The 24,349-nt window shown below is 68.4% G+C and carries 20 protein-coding genes and 2 tRNA genes; 6 read left to right on the top strand and 16 right to left on the bottom strand.

What is annotated here, in order from left to right; genetic code table 11:
• Positions 1-10: 10 nt before the first annotated feature.
• Positions 11-700: a class E sortase gene (locus ACFY0U_RS11490; protein WP_388633676.1), complete on the bottom strand. Its 690-nt coding sequence runs from the start codon at positions 698-700 to the stop codon at positions 11-13.
• 19 nt (positions 701-719) lie between these two features.
• Complete coding sequence (locus ACFY0U_RS11495; RefSeq protein ID WP_388633678.1) at positions 720-1,499, bottom strand: DUF881 domain-containing protein; 780 nt, start codon at positions 1,497-1,499, stop codon at positions 720-722.
• A 141-nt stretch (positions 1,500-1,640) separates the two neighbouring features.
• Here ACFY0U_RS11495 and crgA point away from each other — a divergent pair, with 141 nt between their 5' ends.
• Positions 1,641-1,895, top strand: coding sequence for a cell division protein CrgA (crgA, locus tag ACFY0U_RS11500; protein WP_171146594.1), 255 nt, complete (start codon positions 1,641-1,643; stop codon positions 1,893-1,895).
• A gap of 243 nt (positions 1,896-2,138) precedes the next feature.
• On the opposite strand, the gene ACFY0U_RS11505 is transcribed toward crgA, so the two are convergent.
• A complete protein-coding gene (locus ACFY0U_RS11505; RefSeq protein WP_388633682.1) occupies positions 2,139-3,050 on the bottom strand; it encodes a rhomboid family intramembrane serine protease in 912 nt (303 codons plus the stop codon).
• A 91-nt stretch (positions 3,051-3,141) separates the two neighbouring features.
• Positions 3,142-3,675 carry a peptidylprolyl isomerase gene (locus ACFY0U_RS11510; protein WP_388633685.1) on the bottom strand — a complete coding sequence of 178 codons (534 nt, stop codon included), beginning with the start codon at positions 3,673-3,675 and terminating at the stop codon, positions 3,142-3,144.
• Between the two features lie 364 nt (positions 3,676-4,039).
• Between ACFY0U_RS11510 and ACFY0U_RS11515 the strand changes: the two genes are divergently transcribed.
• Positions 4,040-4,741, top strand: a complete 702-nt coding sequence (locus ACFY0U_RS11515) for a DUF5324 family protein (protein WP_388633688.1) — start codon at positions 4,040-4,042, stop codon at positions 4,739-4,741.
• Positions 4,742-5,192: 451 nt separating this feature from the next.
• On the opposite strand, the gene ACFY0U_RS11520 is transcribed toward ACFY0U_RS11515, so the two are convergent.
• Positions 5,193-5,265 (bottom strand) — tRNA-Ala (locus ACFY0U_RS11520).
• A gap of 182 nt (positions 5,266-5,447) precedes the next feature.
• Here ACFY0U_RS11520 and ACFY0U_RS11525 point away from each other — a divergent pair.
• On the top strand, positions 5,448-5,996 hold the full coding sequence (locus tag ACFY0U_RS11525) for a helix-turn-helix domain-containing protein (RefSeq protein ID WP_388633691.1): 549 nt from the start codon (positions 5,448-5,450) through the stop codon (positions 5,994-5,996).
• Positions 5,997-6,275: 279 nt separating this feature from the next.
• Positions 6,276-7,988 carry a protein kinase gene (locus ACFY0U_RS11530; protein WP_388633694.1) on the top strand — a complete coding sequence of 571 codons (1,713 nt, stop codon included), beginning with the start codon at positions 6,276-6,278 and terminating at the stop codon, positions 7,986-7,988.
• A gap of 27 nt (positions 7,989-8,015) precedes the next feature.
• Here the strand turns inward: ACFY0U_RS11530 and ACFY0U_RS11535 are convergent, their stop codons facing one another.
• Positions 8,016-9,299, bottom strand: coding sequence for a hypothetical protein (locus ACFY0U_RS11535; RefSeq protein ID WP_388633697.1), 1,284 nt, complete (start codon positions 9,297-9,299; stop codon positions 8,016-8,018).
• A 117-nt stretch (positions 9,300-9,416) separates the two neighbouring features.
• Positions 9,417-9,545, bottom strand: coding sequence for a DLW-39 family protein (locus ACFY0U_RS11540; RefSeq protein WP_003999697.1), 129 nt, complete (start codon positions 9,543-9,545; stop codon positions 9,417-9,419).
• Positions 9,546-9,883: 338 nt separating this feature from the next.
• On the opposite strand from ACFY0U_RS11540, the gene ACFY0U_RS11545 reads away from it, so the two are divergent.
• Positions 9,884-10,234, top strand: coding sequence for a DUF6344 domain-containing protein (locus ACFY0U_RS11545; RefSeq protein WP_388633699.1), 351 nt, complete (start codon positions 9,884-9,886; stop codon positions 10,232-10,234).
• Between the two features lie 350 nt (positions 10,235-10,584).
• A complete protein-coding gene (locus ACFY0U_RS11550; RefSeq protein ID WP_388633702.1) occupies positions 10,585-11,016 on the top strand; it encodes a hypothetical protein in 432 nt (143 codons plus the stop codon).
• A 61-nt stretch (positions 11,017-11,077) separates the two neighbouring features.
• Here ACFY0U_RS11550 and ACFY0U_RS11555 read toward each other — a convergent pair.
• The 9 genes from ACFY0U_RS11555 to dnaA form a co-directional block, all read right to left on the bottom strand.
• Positions 11,078-11,154: transfer RNA gene (locus tag ACFY0U_RS11555), tRNA-Ile, on the bottom strand.
• 135 nt (positions 11,155-11,289) lie between these two features.
• Positions 11,290-12,090 carry a DUF3566 domain-containing protein gene (locus tag ACFY0U_RS11560; protein ID WP_388633704.1) on the bottom strand — a complete coding sequence of 267 codons (801 nt, stop codon included), beginning with the start codon at positions 12,088-12,090 and terminating at the stop codon, positions 11,290-11,292.
• Positions 12,091-12,108: 18 nt separating this feature from the next.
• Positions 12,109-14,706, bottom strand: a complete 2,598-nt coding sequence (gene gyrA, locus ACFY0U_RS11565; RefSeq protein WP_388633707.1) for a DNA gyrase subunit A — start codon at positions 14,704-14,706, stop codon at positions 12,109-12,111.
• 42 nt (positions 14,707-14,748) lie between these two features.
• The gene (gene gyrB, locus ACFY0U_RS11570; protein ID WP_388633710.1) at positions 14,749-16,788 is read right to left on the bottom strand and encodes a DNA topoisomerase (ATP-hydrolyzing) subunit B; all 2,040 of its coding nucleotides are present in this window, start codon (positions 16,786-16,788) and stop codon (positions 14,749-14,751) included.
• 415 nt (positions 16,789-17,203) lie between these two features.
• Positions 17,204-17,740: a DUF721 domain-containing protein gene (locus ACFY0U_RS11575; protein ID WP_388633712.1), complete on the bottom strand. Its 537-nt coding sequence runs from the start codon at positions 17,738-17,740 to the stop codon at positions 17,204-17,206.
• Entirely contained in the window at positions 17,737-18,858 is a 1,122-nt protein-coding gene (gene recF, locus ACFY0U_RS11580) for a DNA replication/repair protein RecF (RefSeq protein WP_388633714.1), read from the bottom strand. Before recF ends, ACFY0U_RS11575 begins: the two co-directional genes overlap by 4 nt.
• 71 nt (positions 18,859-18,929) lie before the next feature.
• Positions 18,930-19,805 (bottom strand): phosphogluconate dehydrogenase (NAD(+)-dependent, decarboxylating), encoded by an 876-nt coding sequence (gene gnd / locus ACFY0U_RS11585; RefSeq protein ID WP_388633716.1) that lies wholly within the window; start codon positions 19,803-19,805, stop codon positions 18,930-18,932.
• Between the two features lie 226 nt (positions 19,806-20,031).
• The gene (gene dnaN, locus ACFY0U_RS11590; RefSeq protein ID WP_362386260.1) at positions 20,032-21,162 is read right to left on the bottom strand and encodes a DNA polymerase III subunit beta; all 1,131 of its coding nucleotides are present in this window, start codon (positions 21,160-21,162) and stop codon (positions 20,032-20,034) included.
• Between the two features lie 857 nt (positions 21,163-22,019).
• A complete protein-coding gene (dnaA, locus tag ACFY0U_RS11595; RefSeq protein ID WP_388633721.1) occupies positions 22,020-23,978 on the bottom strand; it encodes a chromosomal replication initiator protein DnaA in 1,959 nt (652 codons plus the stop codon).
• Positions 23,979-24,349: the final 371 nt, after the last annotated feature.

The raw sequence follows: 24,349 nt of genomic DNA on the forward strand, positions 1-24,349 counted from the left end.
CCGCACCAGACTAACGGCGCAGGGCCGTCGGCTTCCCTTCCTCCACAGGCTGTGTGGAGTCCAGGTGCGCCCACACGATCAGCCGGTGACTGTGGCCCCACTCCGGATCGCACGTGGTCAGGGTGAGATAGCGGCCCGACCGCGTATACCCCGACTTACGTGGCACAGGATCGATCACCTCAACGTCCGTGGGCACGGTTTTGTAGGGCCCTTTGTCGATCCGATACGTGAACCAAGTTGTCCCGTCCGTCAGCACCACCGCGTCCCCGCGCCGCAGCTTGGGAAAGTCCTTGAAGGGGTCGCCGTACGTACGCCGGTGACCGGCCACCGAGAAGTTCCCCTTCTCCCCGAGCCGCGCGGTCCGCGCGTAGTGGCCGAGCCCCTTCTTCAGGGTGCCGACGGCCGTCCCCTCCAGCACGGGCTTGTTCCACGTGAAACCAAGCCGCGGGATGTACATGATCGCGAAGGGCTTGCCGCTCTTGTACGCCGCCGGCGCGGCCGGAGTCGCTTCGGCGCCCCCTGTGGCCTTGGGCTGCTCGACGTTCCCCTTCGCCCACTGGTCCTGGAGCTGGTCGATCTGCTCGCCCATGACGTCGTCGGCCTTCACGCCGGTCCAGAACAGCACGTAGACCACGAAGAGGACTATGACGGTGCCGACGGTGATGCAGAGTTCGCTGACGGTCCTGACGACGACACGCACCGGCGGCTCCAGAAGGGACCTACTCCACAGGCTTGGCGTACTGCAGATCCACTGTGCCCGAGTAGCCGGGCAGAGTCACCGTCCCTTCGTCCTCGACTTTCCAGCCGAGTCCGTAGACGTTGACGTACACCATGTAGTTCTGGATCGCCGGGCTCGCCGCGAGCGACTCCTTCAGCTTCTCCGGGTCCCCGACCGCCGTGATCTTGTACGGCGGCGAGTAGACCCGGCCCTGGAGGATGAGCGTGTTGCCCACGCAGCGCACGGCGCTGGTGGAGATCAGCCGCTGGTCCATGACCTTGATGCCCTGGGCGCCGGCCTGCCACAGGGCGTTCACCACGGCCTGGAGGTCCTGCTGGTGGATGACCAGGTAGTCCGGCTGCGGCTCGGGATAGCCGGGGAGCTTGGCGGTGGCGTCCGGCGGGGCGTCGTTGAGCGTGACCGAGATCGCCTCGCCCTTCAGCTTCTGCGTCCCCGCCCTCTTCTCCAGCGCCGCCAGCTTGTCGTCCTCGGCCTGGGTACTGCCGTCGTCCCGCTCGGCCAGCGCCTCGACGTCGTCCCTGAGCGTCCCGTTGGTCTCGTCCAGCTGACCGTTCTTGTGGCTGCGCTCCAGGATGAGGTCGGAGAGCTTCAGCAACGAGGCATCCGTACGGATATTGGTGCCCTTGGCCGTATTGAAGCTGGTGAAGAAGATGAGGCCCGCGAGAGCGAAGACGGCCACCGTGAGCAGCCGCACGGGACGGAAACCCCGTTTGCGGACAGGACTGGATCCGGCCTGGGGGGAGTCGGCAGAATTGCTCAACGTACCCTTATCTCCTTCGGCGCCGCGGAAGCACTACGCTAACGGACGCCCGGGGGAGCACTAAGTGTCCCCTTGTACGCTGCCCCGAGCCCGACCTAGTTACCTGCGCGGCCACGCAGCGCATCGACAGGAGAGACCCTCGTGCCGAAGTCACGTATCCGCAAGAAGGCTGATTACACGCCGCCGCCGGCGAAGCAGGCGACCAGCATCAAGCTGAACAGCCGCGCCTGGGTCGCGCCCGTCATGTTGGCCCTGTTCGTCATCGGGCTGGCCTGGATCGTCGTCTTCTATGTGACGGACGGCTCGCTGCCCATCGACAAGCTCGACAACTGGAACATCGTGGTGGGCTTCGGCTTCATCGCCGCGGGATTCGGCGTCTCCACACAGTGGAAGTAGCTCTGCCCAGGGCTATTCGCTGAGTTATCCACAGATCGCGAGAATATCCACAGGCCCTGGGGATAGAACGACGATCTGTGGATAACCCACAGAGAGTTGACGCCGGTACGACTGCCACACCGGCCCCCGCAAGCCTGTTCGCCCCCTGCCTGACCTGCGCAAACACCGGTCGACGGCAGGGGGCACAGTTGTTCGTGCACACTATGCACAAGATTCGCCACCCGCTGTGGACAACTGCCCCGCTCAGGTGAGCTGAGCCGTCCTCACCAGCGTCAATACGACGACCAGGGCCAGGACCAGAGCGCAGGTGCCGTACTGGATGAGGGCCCGTCGCTCGCGTGGGGCGTGCACCATGGCGTAGCCGATCACCACGCCTCCGACGAGGCCGCCGATGTGGGCCTGCCAGGAGATGTCGAACGCCGGGTTGAAGGTGAAGATCAGGTTGATCACCAGGAGCGCGATGATCGGCCGCATGTCGTAGTTGAGCCGGCGCATCAGGACGGCGGTGGCGCCGAACAGGCCGAAGATGGCGCCGGAGGCGCCGAGCGTGGCCGTGGTCGGGGACTCCAGCAGATAGGCCAGGACGCTGCCGGCGAGGCCGGACACCAGGTAGAGCGCGAGATAGCGGGCACGGCCGAGGGCCGCCTCCAGTGGGCCGCCGAGCCACCACAGGCTCAGCATGTTGAAGGCGATGTGCCAGATCTCCTGGTGCGTGAACATCGAAGTGACCAGGCGGTACCACTGACCGTCCGCCACCCCCGCGGTGGGTGTGAACGGGGCCGGCGGCCAGGCGCCGATGAGCACAAGATCACTGAGCAGTGCGTCCGACGTCCGAACGGCGATGAACACGGCGAGGTTGATCCCGACGAGGATCTTGGTGACCAATCGGGGGTCGGCCGCGACCGTGCCGCCGGCGATCGTGCGGGGCATCGCGGCGTCGGGGCGGTGGCCGGTGCCGGAGCCGCCGCGGACGCAGTCGGGGCACTGGAAGCCGACGGAGGCGCTGACCATGCACTCGGGGCAGATCGGGCGTTCGCAGCGGGTGCAGCGGATGCCGGTCTCGCGGTCGGGGTGGCGGTAGCAGCCGGGCAGGCCGTCGGCTTGCTGGGGGCCTCGGTCCTCCGGGCCCTGCGGGCTGCCTGGCGCCTGGTCCATCGGGTCCCCTAAGTCGTCGTATGCAATGAAACCGCCCCGCCCATCCTTACGGACGAGCGGGGCGTTTGGTTCCCTGGCGGGGCTCGGTGTATCAGCCCTTGCGGGTCTCGACGACGACCGACTCGATGACGACGTCGTTGAGGGGGCGGTCGGTGCGCGGGTTGGTCTGCGTGCCCGCGATGGCGTCGACGACCTTCTGGCTGCCCGCGTCGACGACCTCGCCGAAGATGGTGTGCTTGCGGTTCAGCCACGTCGTGGGGCCGACGGTGACGAAGAACTGCGAGCCGTTGGTGCCCGGGCCGGCGTTGGCCATGGCCAGGAGGTAGGGCCTGTCGAAGGAGAGGTCCGGGTGGAACTCGTCCTGGAACTGGTAGCCCGGGCCGCCGGTGCCGTTGCCGAGGGGGTCGCCGCCCTGGATCATGAAGCCGCTGATGACGCGGTGGAAGACCGTGCCGTCGTAGAGCCTGGCCGTGGACTTCTCGCCGGTGGCGGGGTTGGTCCACTCGCGCTCACCCGTGGCGAGCTCGACGAAGTTCCTGACCGTGATCGGCGCGTGGTTCGGGAGGAGCCGGACCTCGATGTCGCCGTGGTTGGTCTTCAGGGTGGCGTAGAGATGCTCGGCCACGATCTGCCTTCCGTCGTCTTTCTGTGACTCCCCGATCCTCGCACGGTCCACGGGATCCGTCGCTCGTCGTCCTCCTGCGGGCATCCGTTGCGGGGCGTCGCCTGCAGAAAACCGGTCGAGTAGTCCCGGGCCGGGAGCGTTCGTCGGCGATCCGTGGCATTGTCGACGACAAGCTCCCGTTGCCCCGTATTCATCCGCTATTGCATGTGATCAGTTCTTCAGCAGCGCTTGATCGGAGATCGTCCGGAGTCAGCGCCCATGACCCGGATGCCCGCCCTCACATGCCCAAGTGCCCGTTGGCAGGCATGATCCGTAAAAGGGTGGAAAGTCGAATTACCGTACGCCACCGAGGAGGAGGATTCCCGTGACCCGCATCGACAGCGTGCGCGCCGCGACCGGTTCGGCGAAGGACAGCGTGCTGCACGCCGCGGAAGTGGTGGCGCCCTACGCCGACACGGCCAAGGACAGGGCCGCTCACTACACACACGAGGCACGCGTACGGCTCGCGCCGAAGGTGTCGCAGGCGGCGGAGCAGGCCCGCGTCCAGTACGACGCGCATCTCGCGCCGCGTCTGGAACAGGCCCTGACGCATGTGCCGCCGAAGGTCGACCAGGCCGCCCATGAGGCTGCCGTCCGCACCCGCAAGGCTGCCCGGCAGGCCGCCGACTATTCACGTCCGAGGATCGAGCAGGCCGTGGCCGCGGCCGGGCCCGTGAGGGACGAGGCCGCATCCCGTGGTGCGGCCGCGCTGCTCGCGTTGCGCGGTCAGGTCTCGGCCAAGGAGATCGAGAAGCTGGCCCGTAAGCATCAGCGCCGGGCGAGGGCCGGCCGTCTCGCCAAGGCGCTGGCGATCGCGGGTGTCCTCGCGGGCGGTGCCTACGCCGCCTGGAAGTGGTGGGACAAGCAGGCCAACCCCGACTGGCTGGTCGAGCCGCCCGCCGCGACGGAGGTCCCGGAGTCGAGCCGGCTGACGTCGGTCGACGGCAGCGGCCAGTCCGTGCTCGACCCCGAGGTGCAGGCCAAGGAGGCCGAGGAGGAGGCCGCGCACCGCGACGACCGCCCCTGACGTCCGGCAGTCCGAACACCGCTGTGGGGCAGGAGACTTGAGGGTCTGCTGCCCCACAGCGATGTTTCACGTGGAACAGCGGATGCTTGCCCTCTGCACCCACGATGACGTTTGCAACGGTTCAGGTGTGCAAGTTCCGCACAGACTGTGTTGACGGTGAGCATCGCCCTGGTTACCAGCACACGCTCTCACCAGTCCCCACAAGGCCTCCACCAGCGGAAGCATCGGCTCCGCCATCTCGTCGGCTCCTCGCGCGACAGATTTCCGCACTCTGCCGACGCTCACGTTTGCGCAAATATCTGCAACGCCTCGGGCGTCTCCAAGTGACTCACGTCACCTGAGAAGCCCCTCTTCGTCCACACCCGTCGCACACGCGGATCCGTCGCGTGAAAAACCGGCACATGCAAGAACCGGTCAGACGCCGCGAAGGGCGTCTGACCGGTCCGAGGTGTGGAGCCTAGGGGAGTCGAACCCCTGACATCTGCCATGCAAAGACAGCGCTCTACCAACTGAGCTAAGGCCCCGGAAGAGGAGCGTCCGACCGGAAGTGACTCATACCGGTGGGCGTCGCAGACCAGAGTACCGGGTCGCCCCGGGTATCTCGCAAAAAGATTGGGGGTCCCGATGAACGACCACTCTCCGTAAGATGCTCGGCGTGGTTCGCTACAGCGAACCGCGGTATTTGGGGAAGCGATGGGGAGACGCAATGGACGCCGCACAGCAGGAAGCGACCGCAAGAGCGCGGGAACTGCAGCGGAACTGGTACGGGGAGCCGCTGGGGGCGCTCTTCCGTAAGCTCATCGACGATCTTGGTCTCAACCAGGCTCGTCTCGCGGGGGTGCTGGGACTGTCCGCACCGATGCTGTCGCAGCTGATGAGCGGTCAGCGGGCGAAGATCGGCAATCCGGCCGTGGTCCAGCGGGTGCAACTGCTCCAGGACCTGGCGAGGCAGGTCGCGGACGGCAGCGTCAGCGCCGCCGAGGCGACCGAGCGGATGGACGAGATCAAGAAGTCGCAAGGGGGCTCGGTGCTCAGCAACGCCACGACCACGACCAGCAGTTCGGGAGCACCGACGGTCAAGCGGGTCGTCCGTGAGATCCAGTCGCTGCTGCGGTCGGTCGCGGCCGCGGGGGACATCATCGACGCGGCGGACACCCTCGCCCCGACCCATCCGGAACTGGCAGAGTTCCTCCGGGTCTACGGCGCGGGCCGCACCTCCGACGCGGTCTCGCACTACCAGTCCCACCAGAGCTGACCCCGCGGCGGCCCGGTCACCGAAGGGGGTTCGGCAGCCGGGCCGACGGCCGAGGAGGCGCGAGGGGGTCGCGCCGCGCGGAGAGGGCACGGGAGTCGTCGCTCTTCCGGGAGGGACACGTGGGGGCGTGTCACTCACCGGCCGGGGAACGGGCCGTGTCACTCGCCGGAGAGCGGTGCGAGGGGTGTCACTCGTCCCGGAGCGGTGCGGCGGGAGTCGTATCGCTCGCGGAGGGGGAGGCAAGGGGGGAGACCGCAGGGGGAGGAGCGACGCACAGCCATGGGTGAGGTCTTCGCCGGCCGGTACGAACTCGTCGATCCGATCGGCCGTGGAGGTGTCGGCGCCGTGTGGCGCGCCTGGGACCACCGCCGCCGTCGGTATGTCGCCGCCAAGGTGTTGCAGCAGAGCGACGCGCACTCGCTGCTGCGCTTCGTCCGCGAACAGGCGCTGCGGATCGACCACCCTCATGTGCTCGCGCCCGCCAGTTGGGCCGCCGACGACGACAAGGTCCTGTTCACCATGGATCTGGTCGGCGGTGGTTCGCTGGCCCATCTGATCGGGGACTACGGTCCCCTGCCGCCGTCCTTCGTGTGCACGCTCCTCGACCAGCTGCTCTCGGGGCTGGCGGCGGTGCACGCGGAGGATGTGGTGCACCGGGACATCAAGCCCGCCAACGTGCTGCTGGAGGCCACCGGTACCGGTCGGCCCCGGCTGCGGCTGTCCGACTTCGGCATCGCGATGCGGCTGGGCGAACCGCGGCTGACGGAGACCAACCTCGTGGTGGGGACGCCGGGTTACATCTCGCCCGAGCAGATGATGGGCTCGGAGCCGGACTTCCCCGCCGATCTGTTCGCCGTCGGTCTGGTCGCGCTGTATCTCTTGGAGGGCGCCAAGCCGGACGCCAAGGCTCTCGTCCAGTACTTCGCGGCGCACGGGACGCCGAGTGCGCCCAAGGGCATTCCCGAGCCTCTGTGGCAGGTCGTGGCCACGCTGGTGCAGCCGGATCCACAGGCGCGGTTCCGCACCGCCACGGGGGCGCGCAAGGCACTCGCCGCGGCCGCGGAGCTCCTGCCGGAGCCGAGCCCCGACGACGAACTGATCGAGATCTTCGACCAACTGGGTCCGCTGCCACCGGGATTCGGACCGGCGGGACCGCTCAAACCCGCGCCGGGGGTGCGGACGGGGTCCTCGGACACGTTGCAGGCCTCGGACTTCTCGGGGCCGGGAACCGGCTCCGGGCCACGGTCCGGGCAGGTTGCCCCCGGACCGAGTGCCGGCCTCCCGCCGTCCGGGCCGACCGACGCGGGACCGAGTGCGGGCTTCCCGCCATCCGGGCAGGCCGCCCCAGAACCGAGTGCCGACCTACCCTCGCCCGTGCAGGCCTCCCCCGGACCAGGCACCGGAGTCCGGCCGCCCACCCGGGACGACGACTCCGCATGGCCCGGCACCGACTCCGTGTCGGCCGATCCGCGCCGGGGCCACGCCCCCGGTGCCGTACCCCCCGATCCCCGTCAGAGCACCGGACCGCGGTCGGCGGCGTCCCTCCCCGAGTCCTCCGGTGCCACACGGCCGCCCAGCATGTCGGACACCGGCAGCTTCCCTCTGCCACCCCCGCAGGCCACTGCCTCCTCCCCCCAGACCCGCCCCCCGCACGCCCAGACACCGGGACAGGCACAGCAGAGCGCGCAGCACCAGCCTTCCCACGTCTCCCCCGACGACCCCACGCATGTCCTGCCCTCCCCCCGACCGCAGGCGCCGCCCTATCCCACGCCGCCCCCGCCGCTCCAGCGCGCCGACGCCTCTACTGCTTCGTACACCGCTCAGGTCCCGCAGGTTCCACCTCCGGCCCAGGAAATCTCGCGGCACCGCGCAGGCAGAGGAGCGCGCAGGGCACGACGGCGCCCCGGCCCTCCGGCCAAGGTGGTCGTCCCGCTGCTGCTTCTCGCGCTGGCCTGCTACGCCGTGGGTTTCTGGGCACTGACCCGGATCTGAGTGCTCACGGCACCAGAACCCCCGCTCCTACCCGACGGCCCCGGCCGCCCTCCGCCGCGCCACCACCGTCCACGCCCCCAGGGCGACCAGCACCAGGCTCCCGCCCCCGATCCCCGCCACGGCGACCACCTTCATCACCGCATCGCCTGCCGCGCCCCCGGCCGCCGAGGCCCGGTCCTGTGCCGACACCTCGAACAGGCCCCGAGGCTCGGACGGCGCCGCGTACGCGGGTGCCGCCTCGGGCGTGCCGTCGACCCGCACCCGCAGCGTCACGCCGAACGGCTGGTCGCCGTACTTCTCGGCCATGGCCGTCGAGAGATGGAGGGCGAGGTAGTACGAGCCGGCGAACCGCATCGCTCTGTCCTGTCGGGAGGAGGCGTAGCGGTTGGCGTAGTCGACCGGGGGCAAGGGGGCGAGGGAATCCGTCCTCTGGGTGCCGTTGTAGCCGATGCCCATGTCGTCGACGGGCACGCGCGCGGGGTTGTACAGGGACACGGTGAGCGCATTGCCCACGTAGCGGCCGCGCGTGGTGCCGCCCAGTTCGGCGGTGACGTGGATCTGCCGGCCCCAGTCGACCGGCACTGTGTAGAAGAGCGTCTGTCCGGGCTCGATGTCGGTGCTCAAGACCCCCTGCTTCACCGACACCGCTTCGTCGAAGCCCGCGCCGCCCGGACGTCGTACGGCCTGGCCCGTCGGAGGCTGTGGGGGCTCGGAGTTCCAGCCCTGCGGCGCGCTCGTCGCCTCGGCCCGGTCCAGGCGTGACTCCGACACCGGGGCGAGCTCCAGGTCCCAGTCGTCAGGTGAGGCGTCCGTGCCGTCGAGGCGCTCGACGCGTACGTAGTACAGGCCGGCGCCCTTGCACAGGCTGCGCCTGGAGGAGGTCTCCCGCGCTCCCCAGGCGACGACAGGCCGAGGACTGCGGCTCGCTCCGAAGTAGCCGCTCTCGACGGAGCAGGAGCGGCTGTCGGCGTCCTGGAGGTACACCCTGATGCCGCCGGTGGCGGAAACCGTGGTGCCCGCGCGCGGGACGGCCGTGACGGAGACGTACGTGTCCGACGTCTCGTCGAGTGCGAGGCGGTAGTAGAGCTTTCCGCTCGCGGGGAGGGTGCTCCTGTATGTCTCACCGATGGCGAGGGGTTCGGCGTCCGAGGCGGTCGCGGCGCCTGTGACCGACCGGGCGTCGGGGGCGAACTCGTAGGAGGGGCCGGGTGTGCTCGCCGCGAGGGCGGTCTGTGTGGGCAGAAGGGCGGCCAGGGCCGTTCCCACGACAGCCGCGCACACGCCGCGCCACCGCTCCGTACGCCGCCCCATCACGCGTCACCCCTCGCCGTCGCCTGATCGTGGCTCATCCTGCCCGGCCGCGTCTCGCGCAACACAAAACCCCGACCGCGAGGCGGCCGGGGTCTGTTCAGAACCGGATGTCGGTACTCACGAACCCGTGGGCACGGAGTCGGTCGCCTCCGTCCACAGATCCTGCTCGGCGCGATCCGCCTGGATCTGGCGGTACACGAGGAGCCCGCCGATGGCGGCCAGTGCGACCAGGAGAAGCTTCTTCACCGTGCGACCTCGTCTTTCCTTGACGTAGGGGACCTCTGGCGCCCGACTATACACACCGACCGATACCGATCGGTGACCTGCGTCAGCCCCTCAACTTCCGCCCTGCACACCGCAGTAGAACCGGATGACGCCGCTCCGATCGGAGGGTGATCACATCTCCACCGAGGGTCACTTTGGGCTTCCTTCTCCACTCTCCTCCAGTTTTCGGGCTTCTTGCACCCATCCGAGTGGTGTTCATCTGAACATCGACGCGCCACGGGCGTCGGTCCATGATTTCGCAGCCGCCATACACATCATGAGGAAAGTACGCAAATCGCCCAACCCGAAAGTGAGGGGCCATGGCCCAGAACAAGGTCATGAACCTGTGGACCGCCATCGTCACCGCCCTCCTGGCGCTCTGCACGACGCTCGGACTCATCACCACGACCGCCTCCGCGGCCGTACCGCAGACCGAGCCGACCCGCAACAGCAGCACCGAGGCCACGGCACTGGCGCCATCCCTCTGGCCCTGGTCCTTCACCAGGTCCCTGCCCCCCACGATGAAGCAGCGCATCCGCGCCGAGGCCCACGGCAAGACCCCCAGCTGCCGCCACCGCCCGCCCGCGGACGCGGACACGGAGGAGGCCGACGGAGCCACGTCCCCTTGCGACGACTCGGCCGCCGAGCCGGCCACGCCCCTCCAGCGCTGACAGCGCGAACAGTTCGAACAGTCCGCGCGGCTCGGACGGCACGGACGGCTCGGACAGCACGACAGCACGGACAGCAGAAGGTCACGGCACCTCACCCACCGTCGCCCTCCGCGATGTAACGGCGAACTTGCGTACACGCCCGCTACATAGACGTACACACAGCGACACCCCCCGGTCTCCATCGGCCGGGGGGGCCATCATGCTTGGGTGCCTCAGATCGGTCGCAGAGTCCTCACCGCCGGTTGCAGTCGCGGAGCCGAAGGATCGCGGTGATCCTGACAGTGGAGCGTGGTTCGGCGTCGCAGCGGCGCTGTGCGGCGGTGACCGTGCTGTACAGGAAGGTGGCGGCCATGGCAGCGATATCGAGCGAGACACGGCGAGGGCATGGGGGGCCGGGCAACAGCGGGAGACTCAGCGGCGCGTCCCTGTTCGCCGGCGCCGTGATGATGCTCAGCGGGCCGCTCAGCATTCTCATGGGAGCATCCGGCATCGCGGGGGACACCTTGTTCGCCGCGTCCCAGTACGCCTATCGATTCGACCTGACGGCTTGGGGCTGGATTCACATCGTGGTCGGACTGGCACTCGTCATCGCCGGCATGGGAGTCGTGACCAACAAGAGCTGGGGGCGCGGGGCCGGTACGGCGGCCGCAGGCATCAGCCTGATCACCCAGTTCATGTTCGTCCCCTACTACCCGCTGTGGTCCATCCCCGTCATGACACTCGACCTCCTGATCATCTTCGCCCTCACGAGGTTCCATGTCGGAACCGACGGCGGCCGGTGAGCCACTCCAGTTGAACGGCAACCAAAAGACCCCCAGTCCGATGGACTGAGGGTCTTCGTGATGGTGGGGCTAACAGGATTTGAACCTGTGGCCTCATCCTTATCAGGGATGCGCTCTAACCAACTGAGCTATAGCCCCGCCGCGCTCTGCGGTGTGTGTCCCGCGCGCTGACTCCTGAAGATTAGCGCACGACACGGGCAGTCCCAAAATCGGTTGTCCGCGGCCCCTCGGGAGAGGTTTGAAACGGCGATCGGAGTTAATGCCGCCCGCTCGTCACTCGTCCTCGGCGAGCGTCAGCTCGACACCGCCGACGAAGCCCGCGGACAGGTTGTAGATGAACGCGCCGAGGGTCGCGAGAGCCGTCGCGAGGACGACGTCGATGACCGCGATGATCGTCGTGAACATCAGGACGTTCGGCAGCGACAGGAACGACTGCAGGTCGAAGCCGTTCGACTCGTTGGAGCCGGTCGCCTCGGAGATCGTGCCGCCGACGGTCGAGAAGACGCCCATCGCGTCCATGACCATCCACAGCACCGCGGCCGCCACGATCGTGCAGATGCCCAGCGCGATGGAGAGCAGGAAGCTGACCTTCATCACCGACCACGGGTCGGCCTTGGCCACCCGCAGCCGTGCCTTGCGGGTGCGCGGCGTGGTGCGCGCGCCGGTGCGCGGGCGGCGTACGGCGCCCCCGGAGACGGCGGCCTGCGCCGGGTAGGCCTGCGGCGGGTGGTACGGCCCGGCGGCCTGCTGGGGCCCGCGCTCCCCCGGCAGCGGGGACGGAGCCGGCGGCTCGGCGGAAGCCTGCTGCGGCGGCTGTGCGCCCGGAGCAGCCGGGCCCGCGCCGGCCGCGTACTGCTGGGTCTGCGGGCCTCGGGTGTCCGTCACAGTTCCCCCCTGGGATCCATGCGAGTCGGGCGAGGGTGAGTCCTTCGCAGGCGACTTGATCGCTTTGAGCTGGGTCGTGTGCGAATCTGTCGCCTGCGCGGCGGAGCCACGGCCGCCGCCGTCCGTATCCGTACCGGCCTGAGAACCGGTAGAGGTACCGGACGATCCGGCGCCCGTGGCTCCGCTCACGCTGACTCACTCCTCGTGCTACTCGGTCGAGGGCGCCTCGCCCTCGTCCGTGCCGGTGGTCGCGGTACCCTCGGCGGTCTCGTCGACGGCGTCATCGCCTTCGACCTCCTCCGCCTCGCGTCCCGCCTCGGCGTTACGTGCGATACCGACGACGGCATCGCGCTTGCCCAGGTTGATCAGTTGGACGCCCATGGTGTCACGGCCCGTCTCCCTGATCTCGTTGACTCGCGTACGAATCACACCGCCGCCCAGCGTGATGGCGAGGATCTCGTCGGTCTCCTCGACCACCAGCGCGCCGACGAGAGAACCACGGTCCTCCACGATCTTGGCGGCCTTGATGCCGAGGCCGCCGCGACCCTGGACGCGGTATTCGTCGACGGCGGTCCGCTTCGCGTACCCGCCGTCTGTGGCAGTGAACACGAACGTACCGGGTCGAACAACATTCATCGAGAGCAGCTCGTCTCCCTCACGGAAACTCATGCCCTTGACACCCGAGGTCGCACGGCCCATGGGTCGCAATGCGTCGTCCGTGGCAGTGAACCTGATCGATTGCGCCTTCTTGCTGATCAGGAGCAGATCGTCCTCGGCCGAAACAAGCTCGGCTCCGATCAGTTCGTCGTCCGAACCGTCGTCCGTCTCCCGGAGGTTGATCGCGATGACACCACCGGAACGCGGCGAATCGTAATCCTTCAGAGCCGTCTTCTTGACCAAGCCGCCCTTCGTGGCCAGCACCAGGTACGGCGCCACGTCGTAGGTGCGGATCGCGAGGATCTCGGCGATCGCCTCGTCCGGCTGGAAGGCCAGCAGGTTCGCGACATGCTGTCCACGCGCGTCACGGCCGGCGTCGGGCAGCTCGTACGCCTTCGCCCGGTAGACCCGGCCCTTGTTCGTGAAGAACAGCAGCCAGTGGTGGGTCGTGGAGACGAAGAAGTGGTCGACGATGTCGTCTTCCTTGAGCTTCGTGCCGCGCACGCCCTTGCCGCCGCGCTTCTGGGCGCGGTAGTCGTCGGTCTTGGTGCGCTTGACGTAGCCGCCGCGCGTGACCGTGACGACGATGTCCTCCTCGGCGATCAGGTCCTCGATGGACATGTCACCGTCGTAGGGGACCAGCATCGTCTTGCGGTCGTCGCCGAACTTCTCGACGATGACCGCGAGTTCCTCGCTGACGATGCCGCGCTGGCGGACCGGCGAGGCCAGGATCGCGTTGTACTCCGTGATCTTCGCCTGGAGTTCGTCGTGCTCCTGGATGATCTTCTGGCGCTCCAGGGCGGCCAGCCGGCGCAGCTGCATCTCGAGGATGGCGTTGGCCTGGATCTCGTCGATCTCCAGGAGCTCCATCAGGCCCGTGCGCGCGATGTCGACGGTGTCGCTGCGCCGGATCAGCGCGATGACCTCGTCGATGGCGTCCAGGGCCTTCAGCAGACCGCGCAGGATGTGCGCCCGCTCCTCGGCCTTGCGCAGCCTGAAGCGCGTACGGCGGACGATGACCTCGATCTGGTGCGTCACCCAGTGGCGGATGAACGCGTCCAGCGACAGCGTGCGCGGAACGCCGTCGACCAGCGCCAGCATGTTGGCGCTGAAGTTCGACTGGAGGTCCGTGTGCTTGTAGAGGTTGTTCAGTACGACCTTGGCGACCGCGTCCCTCTTGAGCACGATGACCAGACGCTGACCGGTACGGGAGCTGGTCTCGTCCCGGACGTCCGCGATGCCGCCGACCTTGCCGTCCTTCACCAGGTCGGCGATCTTCTGCGCGAGGTTGTCGGGGTTGGTCTGGTACGGCAGCTCCGTGACCACCAGGCACTGGCGGTTCTGGATCTCCTCGACCTCGACGACCGCGCGCATGGTGATCGAGCCACGGCCCGTGCGGTACGCCTCCTCGATGCCCTTGCGGCCCACGACGAGCGCGCCGGTCGGGAAGTCGGGGCCCTTGATCCGCTCCATGAGCGCGTCCAGGAGCTCCTCGTGCGAGGCCTCCGGGTTCTCCAGGTACCACTGGGCGCCGGCCGCGACCTCGCGCAGGTTGTGCGGCGGGATGTTGGTCGCCATACCGACCGCGATGCCGGCCGAGCCGTTGATCAGCAGGTTCGGGAAGCGGGCGGGCAGGACGGTCGGCTCCTGGGAGCGGCCGTCGTAGTTGTCCGTGAAGTCGACGGTCTCCTCGTCGATGTCGCGGACCATCTCCATGGACAGCGGCATCATCTTGCACTCGGTGTACCGCATGGCGGCCGCCGGGTCGTTGCCGGGAGAACCGAAGTTGCCGTTGGAGTCCACCAGCGGCATCCGCATCGACCACGGCTGCGCGAGGCGGACCAGCGCGTCGTAGATCGAGGAGTCGCCGTGCGGGTGGTAGTTGCCCATGACGTCGCCGACGACACGGGCGCACTTGTAGAAGCCGCGCTCGGGGCGGTAGCCGCCGTCGTACATGGCGTACAGGACGCGGCGGTGGACGGGCTTGAGGCCGTCCCGGACGTCCGGCAGCGCGCGGGAGACGATGACGGACATCGCGTAGTCGAGATACGAGCGCTGCATCTCCGTCTCGAGCCCGACGGGCTCGATGCGGACCGTGGTGTCACCTTCGACGCCCTCGGGCGTGACAGGGGTGTTCTCGTCGGCCATTGCTGGTGAAGATCCTTCCTGGTGCGGTCAGCTGAGACCGACTCAGATGTCGAGGAAGCGGACGTCCTTGGCGTTGCGCTGGATGAACGCGCGGCGGGCCTCGACGTCCTCGCCCATCAGGACCGAGAACAGGTCGTCGGCCTGGGCGGCGTCGTCGAGCGTGACCTGACCGAGGACGCGGTGCTCGATGTCCATGGTGGTCACGCGCAGCTCCTCGGCGTTCATCTCGCCGAGACCCTTGAAGCGCTGGATCGAGTCCTCGCGCACGCGCTTGCCGCGCTGGCGCCCCATCTCGATCAGCGCGTCGCGCTCACGGTCCGAGTACGCGTACTCGATGTCGTCCCGGCCCCACTTGATCTTGTACAGCGGGGGACGGGAGAGGTACACGTGCCCGGCCTCGACCAGCGGCCGCATGAAGCGGAACAGGAAGGTCAGCAGCAGGGTGGAGATGTGCTGTCCGTCGACGTCGGCGTCCGCCATCAGGATGATCTTGTGATAGCGGAGCTTCTCGATGTCGAAGTCCTCGTGCACACCCGTGCCGAAGGCCGAGATCAGCGCCTGGATCTCCTGGTTCTGCAGGATCTTGTCGATCCGCGCCTTCTCGACGTTGAGGATCTTGCCTCGGATCGGGAGGATCGCCTGGTACTGCGGGTTACGGCCGGACTTGGCCGAGCCGCCGGCGGAGTCACCCTCGACGATGAAGATCTCGCACTTGGTCGGGTCGTTGGACTGGCAGTCGCTCAGCTTGCCCGGCAGCGACGCCGACTCCAGCAGGCCCTTGCGACGCGTCAGGTCACGCGCCTTGCGGGCCGCCACGCGCGCGGTGGCCGCCTGGATGCCCTTGCGGACGATGTCCGCGGCCTCGACCGGGTTGCGGTCCAGCCAGTCGTTGAGGTGCTCGTAGACGGCCTTCTGCACGAAGGTCTTCGCCTCCGTGTTGCCCAGCTTGGTCTTCGTCTGGCCCTCGAACTGCGGCTCGCTCAGCTTGATCGAGATGATCGCGGTCAGACCCTCGCGGATGTCGTCACCCGTGAGGTTGTCGTCCTTCTCGCGGAGCAGCTTCTTGTCGCGCGCGTACTTGTTGATCAGGTTCGTCAGCGCCGCGCGGAAGCCCTCTTCGTGCGTACCGCCCTCATGCGTGTGGATGATGTTGGCGAACGAGTACACACCCTCGGTGTAGCCGCCGTTCCACTGCATCGCGACCTCGAGCGAGAGGTTGCGCTCCTTGTCCTCGGCCTCGAGGTCGATGATGGAGGGGTGGACCGCCTCTCCCTTACGGGAGTTGAGGTACTTCACGAAGTCGACGATGCCGCCTTCGTAGTGGTACGAGACGGTCTTGACCTCGTGCTTCTCGTCCTCGCCCGCCTCGTCCGCACCGGCGGTGGCCTTCGCCGACTCACGCTCGTCCGTGAGCTTGATGGTCAGGCCCTTGTTGAGGAAGGCCATCTCCTGGAAGCGCCGCGAGAGCGTCTCGAAGGAGTACACGGTGGTCTCGAAGATGTCCGGGTCGGCCCAGAACGTGACCGAGGTACCGGTCTCGTCGGTGGCCTCGTGCCGCTCCAGCGGAGCGGTGGGCGCGCCTGCCTTGTACTCCTGCGTCCAGCGGTAGCCGTCGGTCCTGATCTCCACGGCCAGCTTGAACGACAGCGCGTTCACGACGGAGACACCGACGCCGTGCAGACCACCGGAGACGGCGTAACCGCCGCCGCCGAACTTGCCGCCCGCGTGCAGCACGGTGAGGACGACCTCGACGGCCGGCTTCTTCTCGACGGGGTGGATGCCCACCGGGATGCCACGGCCGTTGTCGACGACGCGCACGCCGCCGTCGGCCAGGATCGTCACGTCGATGGTGTCCGCGTGCCCGGCCAGCGCCTCGTCGACGGAGTTGTCGACGACCTCCTGTACGAGGTGGTGCAGGCCGCGCTCGCCGGTCGAGCCGATGTACATACCGGGTCGCTTGCGAACCGCGTCCAGACCCTCGAGGACGGTGATGGCGCTGGCGTCGTACGAGGCGGTGACCTCGCCGTTGACGCCGACGCCGGTGGACGGGATGTTCTCGTTGGGGTTGCCGGAATCGGCCACGAAGCGCCCTTTCTGGCACAGCACGAGCCAGGCTCGTCGGCGGTTTGCCGGAGCGGCTGCGGCATGTTGCGTTGGTAAGCCTTGATCAGCGTTGCTCAGCTTGTCCCGGCGGTCCCCACGAATGGGGCGGGATTAGCTTCCAGTCTACCGGTAGCGCCGACAGTGATGGGGGTTTGCCGGTACCTGAGTCCTCATGTGCCGCCCTAAATCCTCCTCCGCCGGGTCCCCATATACAGAGCGGGGCTCCAAGAGGCTCACGGAGGCACTCAGCGCTTCGGGCTGTCAACCCTTGGCTACTTGGGAGTCAGGTCGCTGTTCGCAACCGCGTGCGGTCCTGCGACACGAAGGCCGCCGACGGTCCTTCACAGCCGTCGACGGCCCTTGATGTGATGTCTGTCACCCGAAGGTTTGCCGGTCACCCGTAGGTGTCACCAGGGCCGGTGCTGCCCGGGGCACGCAAGGGGCCGTAGCGCCGCGCGGGCCCCGCGGGCCCCTGCACCTTGATGACCCGCACGGCCCCGTGCCCGAGGTCCTCGTTGAGCCGGGCCACCAGCGTCGGCGCGAGCAACCGCAGATTGGTCGCCCAGGCCGTGGAGTCGCAGCGCACGATCAGGACCCGCTCGTCCTCGTCGTACCGCTCCGGCTCGCAGTGCTTGGCCACGTCCTCGCCGACGATCTCCGGCCAGCGCCCCATCACACCGCCCACCGCCGCCGGCGCCTCCCAACCACGCTCACCGATGAGCCGGTTGATCGCCGCGCCCAGCGCCATCGGGTCGCGCCCGTCGGCGCGCGCGCCGGAACGCAGACCGCCCCGCCGCGCCTGCTTCTTCTGCTGCGCCGCGTCCCCCCGCGCGCGTGCCTGCTCCTTGGCCGCCCTGAGCGCCACGCGCGCGAGGTCGACCCCGGACGGCTCGGGGGCCTTCTTGGGCGCCGGTTCCTGCGGACTGCTCATACGCGCTCCACCACCCCGTCGGACACCGAGTACCGCGCCCCGACCAGCAGATGCGGTACGTCGTCGTCGACCGCGGCCGTCACCAGCACCTGCTCACCGGGCGCCACCAACTCCGCCAGCCGCTCCCGGCGCCGGGTGTCCAGCTCGGCGAAGACGTCGTCGAGGATCAGCACCGGCTCATTGCCCTCCGCGCGCAGCAGGTCGTACGACGCCAGGCGCAACGCCAGCGCGTACGACCAGGACTCGCCGTGCGAGGCGTATCCCTTGGCGGGCAACTGACCGAGTTTGAGAAGCAGATCGTCCCGATGAGGGCCTACGAGGGTGACGCCCCGTTCGATCTCCTGCTTGCGGGCCTCCGCGAGCGCCGCCATCAGCTGGGCGTAGAGGTCCTCACGGGTGTGCGCCTCGCCCGGCGCCGACGGCTTGTACTCCAGGGCGATCGGGCCGCCGCCGGGGGCCAGTTGCTCGTACGCCTTGTCGGACAGCGGCTGGATCGCGGCGATCAGGTCGAGCCGCTGGGCGAGCAGCTCGGCGCCCACGCGCGCGAGGTGTTGGTCCCATACGTCGAGGGTGGACAGGTCCATGGACCGGCCGCCGTGCCGCCGGGCGAGCGCCGCGGACTTCAGCAGGGTGTTGCGCTGCTTGAGGACCCGCTCGTAGTCGGAGCGCACGCCGGCCATGCGCGGGGAGCGCGCGGTGATCAGCTCGTCGAGGAAGCGGCGCCGCTCGCCGGGGTCGCCCTTGACCAGCGCGAGGTCCTCCGGCGCGAACAGCACCGTCCGTACGATGCCGAGCACGTCACGCGGCCTGACCTGCGAGGATCTGTTGATACGGGCGCGGTTGGACTTGCCCGGGTTCAGCTCCAGCTCGACCAGCTGCTGCCGTTCGCCCTGCTTGACCTGCGCCCGGATCACCGCGCGGTCGGCTCCCATGCGGACCAGGGGGGCGTCGGAGGAGACGCGGTGGCTGCCGAGGGTGGCGAGATAGCCGACCGCCTCGACCAGGTTCGTCTTGCCCTGCCCGTTGGGGCCGACGAAAGCCGTGACGCCCGGGTCCAGTGGAACTTCGACCCGGGCGTACGAGCGGAAGTCGGCCAGCGACAGATGCGTGACGTGCATGGTCGGGCGCCGACCTCCCCCAGCTTGTGGACTGCGCCTCGGTCCTGTGGATCGCGACGCAGCCCTGTGGATTACTTCTTCTCGACCGCGTGGCCGCCGAACTGGTTGCGCAGCGCCGCGATCATCTTCATCTGCGGCGAGTCGTCCTGACGGGACGCGAACCGCGCGAACAGGGACGCGGTGATCGCCGGGAGCGGTACCGCGTTGTCGATGGCGGCTTCCACAGTCCAGCGGCCCTCGCCGGAGTCCTGTGCATAACCGCGCAGCTTGTCCAGGTGCTCGTCCTCGTCGAGGGCGTTGACCGCGAGGTCCAGCAGCCAGGAGCGGATGACGGTGCCCTCCTGCCAGGAGCGGAAGACCTCGCGCACGTCCGTGACGGAGTCGACCTTCTCCAGCAGCTCCCAGCCTTCGGCGTAGGCCTGCATCATCGCGTACTCGATGCCGTTGTGGACCATCTTCGCGAAGTGCCCGGCGCCCACCTTGCCGGCGTGCACCGAGCCGAAGTCGCCCTCGGGCTTGAGCGCGTCGAAGACCGGCTGCACCTTCGCGACGTTCTCCGCGTCGCCGCCGTACATCAGCGCGTAGCCGTTCTCCAGGCCCCACACACCGCCCGAGACACCGCAGTCGACGAAGCCGATGCCCTTGGCCGCGAGCTCCTCGGCGTGCTTCTCGTCGTCCGTCCAGCGGGAGTTGCCGCCGTCCACCACGACGTCACCGGGCTCCAGGAGCTCGGCCAGCTCGTCGACCGTCGACTGGGTCGCGGCACCGGCCGGGACCATCACCCAGACCACGCGCGGGCCCGAGAGCCTGCCCACAAGCTCTTCCAGGCTGTGGACATCGGCGAGGTCCGGGTTGCGGTCGTATCCGATGACGGTGTGGCCTGCGCGGCGGATCCGCTCGCGCATGTTGCCGCCCATCTTGCCGAGGCCGACGAGACCGAGCTCCATCAGTTGTTCCTTAGGTTGCTGTGGCGTGTGTGGCACCTTCGTACCCACGTCCGAGCCTAAACCCGGACGCTCACGCACACCTGTGGGCATACCCGCTCAAACGTATGCCCCGACCTGCGGGTTCTCTGAAGGGCTCAGCCGCTGAGGCGGACCGGCATACTGCGATCTTGTGGGGGATAACCCCCACACCCCCAGCCGCCGGCAGGACCGACCCTGCTCAGAGCGCTCAGCCGCTGAGGCGCACCGGCATGATCAGGTACTTGTAGGCCTCGTCCGCCTCGGCGTCCAGGGCCGGCTTGCCGCTGAGCAGCGCGGGCTTGGTGGACGTCGTGAAGGAGAGCTGGGCGACCGGGGAGTCGATGGCGCTCAGGCCGTCCAGCAGGAAGGTCGGGTTGAAGGCGATCGACACGTCGTCGCCCTCCAGCTGGGCGTCGACCCTTTCCACAGCCTGTGCGTCGTCGCTGGAACCGGCCTCCAGGATGAGCACGCCCTGCTCGAAGCTCAGCCGCACCGGGGTGTTCCGCTCGGCGACCAGGGCCACACGCTTGACGGCCTCCACGAAGGGGGCGGTCTCGATCACGGCGACGGAGTTGAACTCGGTCGGGAACAGCGAGCGGTACTTCGGGAGGTCGCCCTCCAGGAGGCGGGTCGTCGTACGACGCCCGGCGCCCTCGAAACCGATGAGCCCCTCGCCCGCACCCGAGCCGGAGAGCGCCAGGGTGACGCTGTCGCCGCTCGTGAGCGCCTTGGCGGTGTCCAGGAGCGTCTTGGCGGGCACCAGGGCCACCGCGGACGCCTCGGGGTTCTCCGGCTTCCACAGGAACTCGCGGACCGCGAAGCGGTAGCGGTCGGTGGAGGCCAGCGTGACGGTGTCGCCCTCGATCTCGATGCGCACACCGGTCAGGACGGGCAGCGTGTCGTCACGGCCCGCGGCGATGGCGACCTGCGCGGCGGCGGAGGCGAAGACCTCACCCGGGACGGTGCCGGTCGCGGTCGGCATCTGCGGCAGCGCCGGGTACTCCTCCACAGGCAGGGTGTGGAGTGTGAACCGCGAGGAGCCGCAGACCACGGTCGCCCGTACACCGTCTGTGGAAATCTCCACCGGTCGGTTGGGGAGCGCGCGGCAGATGTCGGCGAGGAGCCGGCCGGACACCAGGACCGTGCCCTCCTCCTCGACCTCGGCCTCCACGGACACCCGTGCCGAGACCTCGTAGTCGAAGCTGGACAGGCTCAGCTGGCCGTCCTCGGCCTTCAGCAGAAGGCCGGCGAGGACAGGCGCCGGCGGACGGGCCGGGAGGCTGCGTGCCGCCCAGGCCACTGCCTCCGCGAGTACGTCGCGTTCCACCCGGATCTTCACTGTTGCCGCCTCCTGCTGTTGCCGGCGCTTCGCTCTGCCTGGCCCTCGTCGTCTGACTCGGTGTCGTCAGCCCCGGTGAGGGGAAGGACACCGGGGAACAGTCTGACGCACCCCACTGACAGTAGGTGCCTCTCGGGGTCAAGTCGTGACGAGGGGCAGCCGGGAGCCGGACAGCGAGTTGTGCACAGGACCCACTTCGAAACGGATTCCCAGCTCTCTCTAGTTGGGAGTAGTAGTAGGGCCTGTGGAAACGGTGGATAACTGCGTTTGCGCAGGTCACACCGGAAATTTTGTCCACGGACCCTGTGGGCGGAGGCGGTGGACAACCGGCCCCTTCTGTGGAGAACGGAAAGTTCTGCACACCCCGTGCACAGGCTGAGGCGACTTCTCCCCAACGCCGTCCCCAGCTTTACCCACGTTTCCCACAGGGCAACCCGGCACCTTCGTGTGACGCCTTTCACTCGACCCGGTGAGCGGCCGCGTCGCGTTGCCGAACAGTGGACAGCGATGTGGAGAAACTGGTGATCGCTGGGGACAACGTGCCTCAGCCTGTGGGTTGTCGGTGGACAACTTCGTGCACAGCCTGTGGATCTTTTCTCTGTCCACAGTCTGTGGAGATCCTTCGTCCACGAATCCACAACCAGGTGACCTGCCCTGATGGTCTTTCAACAGAGGCGCCTGTGGACACAGTCTGGACAACTTCCCGGTCCCCAGGGTGTGGACGGGAAAAAGTCACCGAATCTGTGGAGAGAGGCCGTAACGCGGCAGCTAATCGAACACCGGGCTACGGCGTCATGAAGAAGGGCGCCCTCGGGAACTCGTCCCGGGGCGCCCTCAGCGAGGTGTCCGCGCGGCCGTCAGCCGTTCTTGATGCGGTTCGTGAGCTCCGTGACCTGGTTGTAGATGGAGCGCCGCTCGGCCATCAGATTGCGGATCTTGCGGTCCGCGTGCATGACCGTGGTGTGGTCGCGGCCGCCGAACAGCGCGCCGATCTTCGGCAGCGAGAGGTCCGTCAGCTCGCGGCACAGATACATGGCGATCTGGCGGGCGGTCACGAGCGCGCGGCCGCGCGAGGTGCCGCACAGGTCCTCGACGGTGAGGCCGAAGTAGTCGGCGGTCGCGCTCATGATGGCCGTCGACGTGATCTCGGGTGCCCCGTCGTCGCCGCCGGGGATGAGGTCCTTGAGGACGATCTCGGTCAGGCCCAGGTCCACCGGCTGCCGGTTGAGCGACGCGAACGCCGTCACCCGGATCAGCGCCCCCTCCAGCTCGCGGATGTTGCGCGAGATGCGGGAGGCGATGAACTCCAGGACCTCCGGCGGGGCGTTGAGCTGCTCCTGGACCGCCTTCTTGCGCAGGATCGCGATACGCGTCTCCAGCTCGGGCGGCTGGACGTCGGTGATCAGACCCCACTCGAAACGGTTCCGCAGCCTGTCCTCCAGCGTGACCAGCTGCTTGGGCGGCCGGTCGCTGGAGAGCACGATCTGCTTGTTGGCGTTGTGGAGCGTGTTGAACGTGTGGAAGAACTCCTCCTGCGTCGACTCCTTGTCCGCGAGGAACTGGATGTCGTCGACGAGCAGGATGTCCATCTCGCGGTACCGCTTGCGGAAGCTGTCGCCCTTGCCGTCGCGGATGGAGTTGATGAACTCGTTGGTGAACTCCTCCGAGCTCACATAGCGCACGCGCGTGCCGGGATAGAGGCTGCGCGCGTAGTGCCCGATCGCGTGCAGCAGGTGCGTCTTGCCGAGCCCGGACTCCCCATAGATGAAGAGGGGGTTGTACGCCTTCGCCGGCGCCTCGGCGACGGCCACCGCGGCGGCGTGCGCGAAGCGGTTGGAGGCGCCGATGACGAAGGTGTCGAAGAGGTACTTCGGGTTCAGGCGCGCGGTCGGCTCGCCCGGACCGGCGGCCGGTGCGGGCTGCGCGGCCAGCGGGCTCGGGGCGCCGCTGGACGCGGGCACCGAGGGGCCGCCGCGGTGCACGTGCCCGCCGCCGGAGGGCGGCTCGGGCAGGTCGCGGCGCGGGCCCGGCTGGTCGTAGTCGGAGGCGCGGCGCGACTGGTCGTAGTCCGAGGACGGGCGGGGCTTGTCGTAGTCCGGCCGCTGGTCGTCGTAGGGGGGCCGCTGCTGCTCGTAGTCGGGGCGCTGGCCCTCGTAGGGCGGGCGGTCCATCGGCTGCGGGCGGTAGTCCTGCGACGGCGAGGGGTACGAGTCCTGGGAGTACGAGTCCTGCGACGGCGGCGTCGCGTACGGGTCCCGCTCGGGGAAGCCGAGGCGCGGCTGCTGCCAGCTGTACTCGTCCTGCTGCGGGCGGGGCCAGGCGCCGGGTTCGGGGCGCTGGTACTCGCCGGGGTAGGCGGGACGCGCGGTGGGCAGCTGGTCGTTCTGTTCGGTGCGGCCCGGCCGGTGGTCGTCGGCGCGGTGGCGGCCGTAGCCCTCGTACTGCCGCTCGTTCTGGCCGTCGTACTGGTTGGAGGGGAGCTCGGGCTCCTCGTAGCGCGGCTGCTGGCGGGCGGCCGGAGGCGACGGCGGGGGTTCGCCGGCGGAGTCGTCGACGGTGATGGCGATACGGATCGGGCGGCCGCACTCGCGGCTCAGCGTTTCGCTGACGATCGGCGCGAGCCGGCCTTCGAGCACGCCCTTCGCAAATTCGTTCGGTACGGCGAGCAGGGCGGTGTCGGCGACCAGCGCGAGGGGCTGGCAGCGGCGGATCCAGTGCTCGTCCTTCGTCTCGACCCCCTGCCCACGGCCCCCGTCCAGGAGCTGCTCGAGTACTCGTGGCCACACTGCGGCAAGATCGGCAGGTACGTCAGCCACAGGGCACGCTCTCTCACGGGGTCCCACGATCGTGTGGTGGTGGGACGAGTCGGGATTCAAAGGGGGTGGGGCGGAGACATGGGAACGAATCGGAGTTCAGCCAAGGTAGTCAGGGCGACGGGTGCGGTTCAAGTTGTTGTCCCCAGCCTGTGGATAGTGTCTCCCGGTGACCCCTGGTTTGACCGGATGGCGTAGCCGCGCGTACCGTAACCAGGTCGAGTTGTCGATGGCTGCTGCCGCCTGCCTCCGATGGGCCAAGATCGCGTCAGGTGATCGGGAAGCGGTGCACTCGGGCGTAACGAGAGCTACTCGTGGGCGCACGGTGACAGCCAGGACGGCACCCGCCACCACCGATTGATTTCTGGAGCCCC

The organism is Streptomyces sp. NPDC001536 (assembly GCF_042894505.1).
Taxonomy (GTDB): Bacteria; Actinomycetota; Actinomycetes; order Streptomycetales; family Streptomycetaceae; genus Streptomyces.

Coding starts and splice junctions, on each gene's coding strand:
- recF (WP_388633714.1), bottom strand. CDS start 18,858: ATGCACGTCACGCATCTGTCGCTGGCCGACTTCCGCTCGTACGCCCGG.
- ACFY0U_RS11525 (WP_388633691.1), top strand. CDS start 5,448: ATGGACGCCGCACAGCAGGAAGCGACCGCAAGAGCGCGGGAACTGCAG.
- ACFY0U_RS11575 (WP_388633712.1), bottom strand. CDS start 17,740: ATGAGCAGTCCGCAGGAACCGGCGCCCAAGAAGGCCCCCGAGCCGTCC.
- ACFY0U_RS11505 (WP_388633682.1), bottom strand. CDS start 3,050: ATGGACCAGGCGCCAGGCAGCCCGCAGGGCCCGGAGGACCGAGGCCCC.
- ACFY0U_RS11535 (WP_388633697.1), bottom strand. CDS start 9,299: ATGGGGCGGCGTACGGAGCGGTGGCGCGGCGTGTGCGCGGCTGTCGTG.
- gnd (WP_388633716.1), bottom strand. CDS start 19,805: ATGGAGCTCGGTCTCGTCGGCCTCGGCAAGATGGGCGGCAACATGCGC.
- ACFY0U_RS11530 (WP_388633694.1), top strand. CDS start 6,276: ATGGGTGAGGTCTTCGCCGGCCGGTACGAACTCGTCGATCCGATCGGC.
- ACFY0U_RS11550 (WP_388633702.1), top strand. CDS start 10,585: ATGGCAGCGATATCGAGCGAGACACGGCGAGGGCATGGGGGGCCGGGC.
- ACFY0U_RS11545 (WP_388633699.1), top strand. CDS start 9,884: ATGGCCCAGAACAAGGTCATGAACCTGTGGACCGCCATCGTCACCGCC.
- gyrA (WP_388633707.1), bottom strand. CDS start 14,706: ATGGCCGACGAGAACACCCCTGTCACGCCCGAGGGCGTCGAAGGTGAC.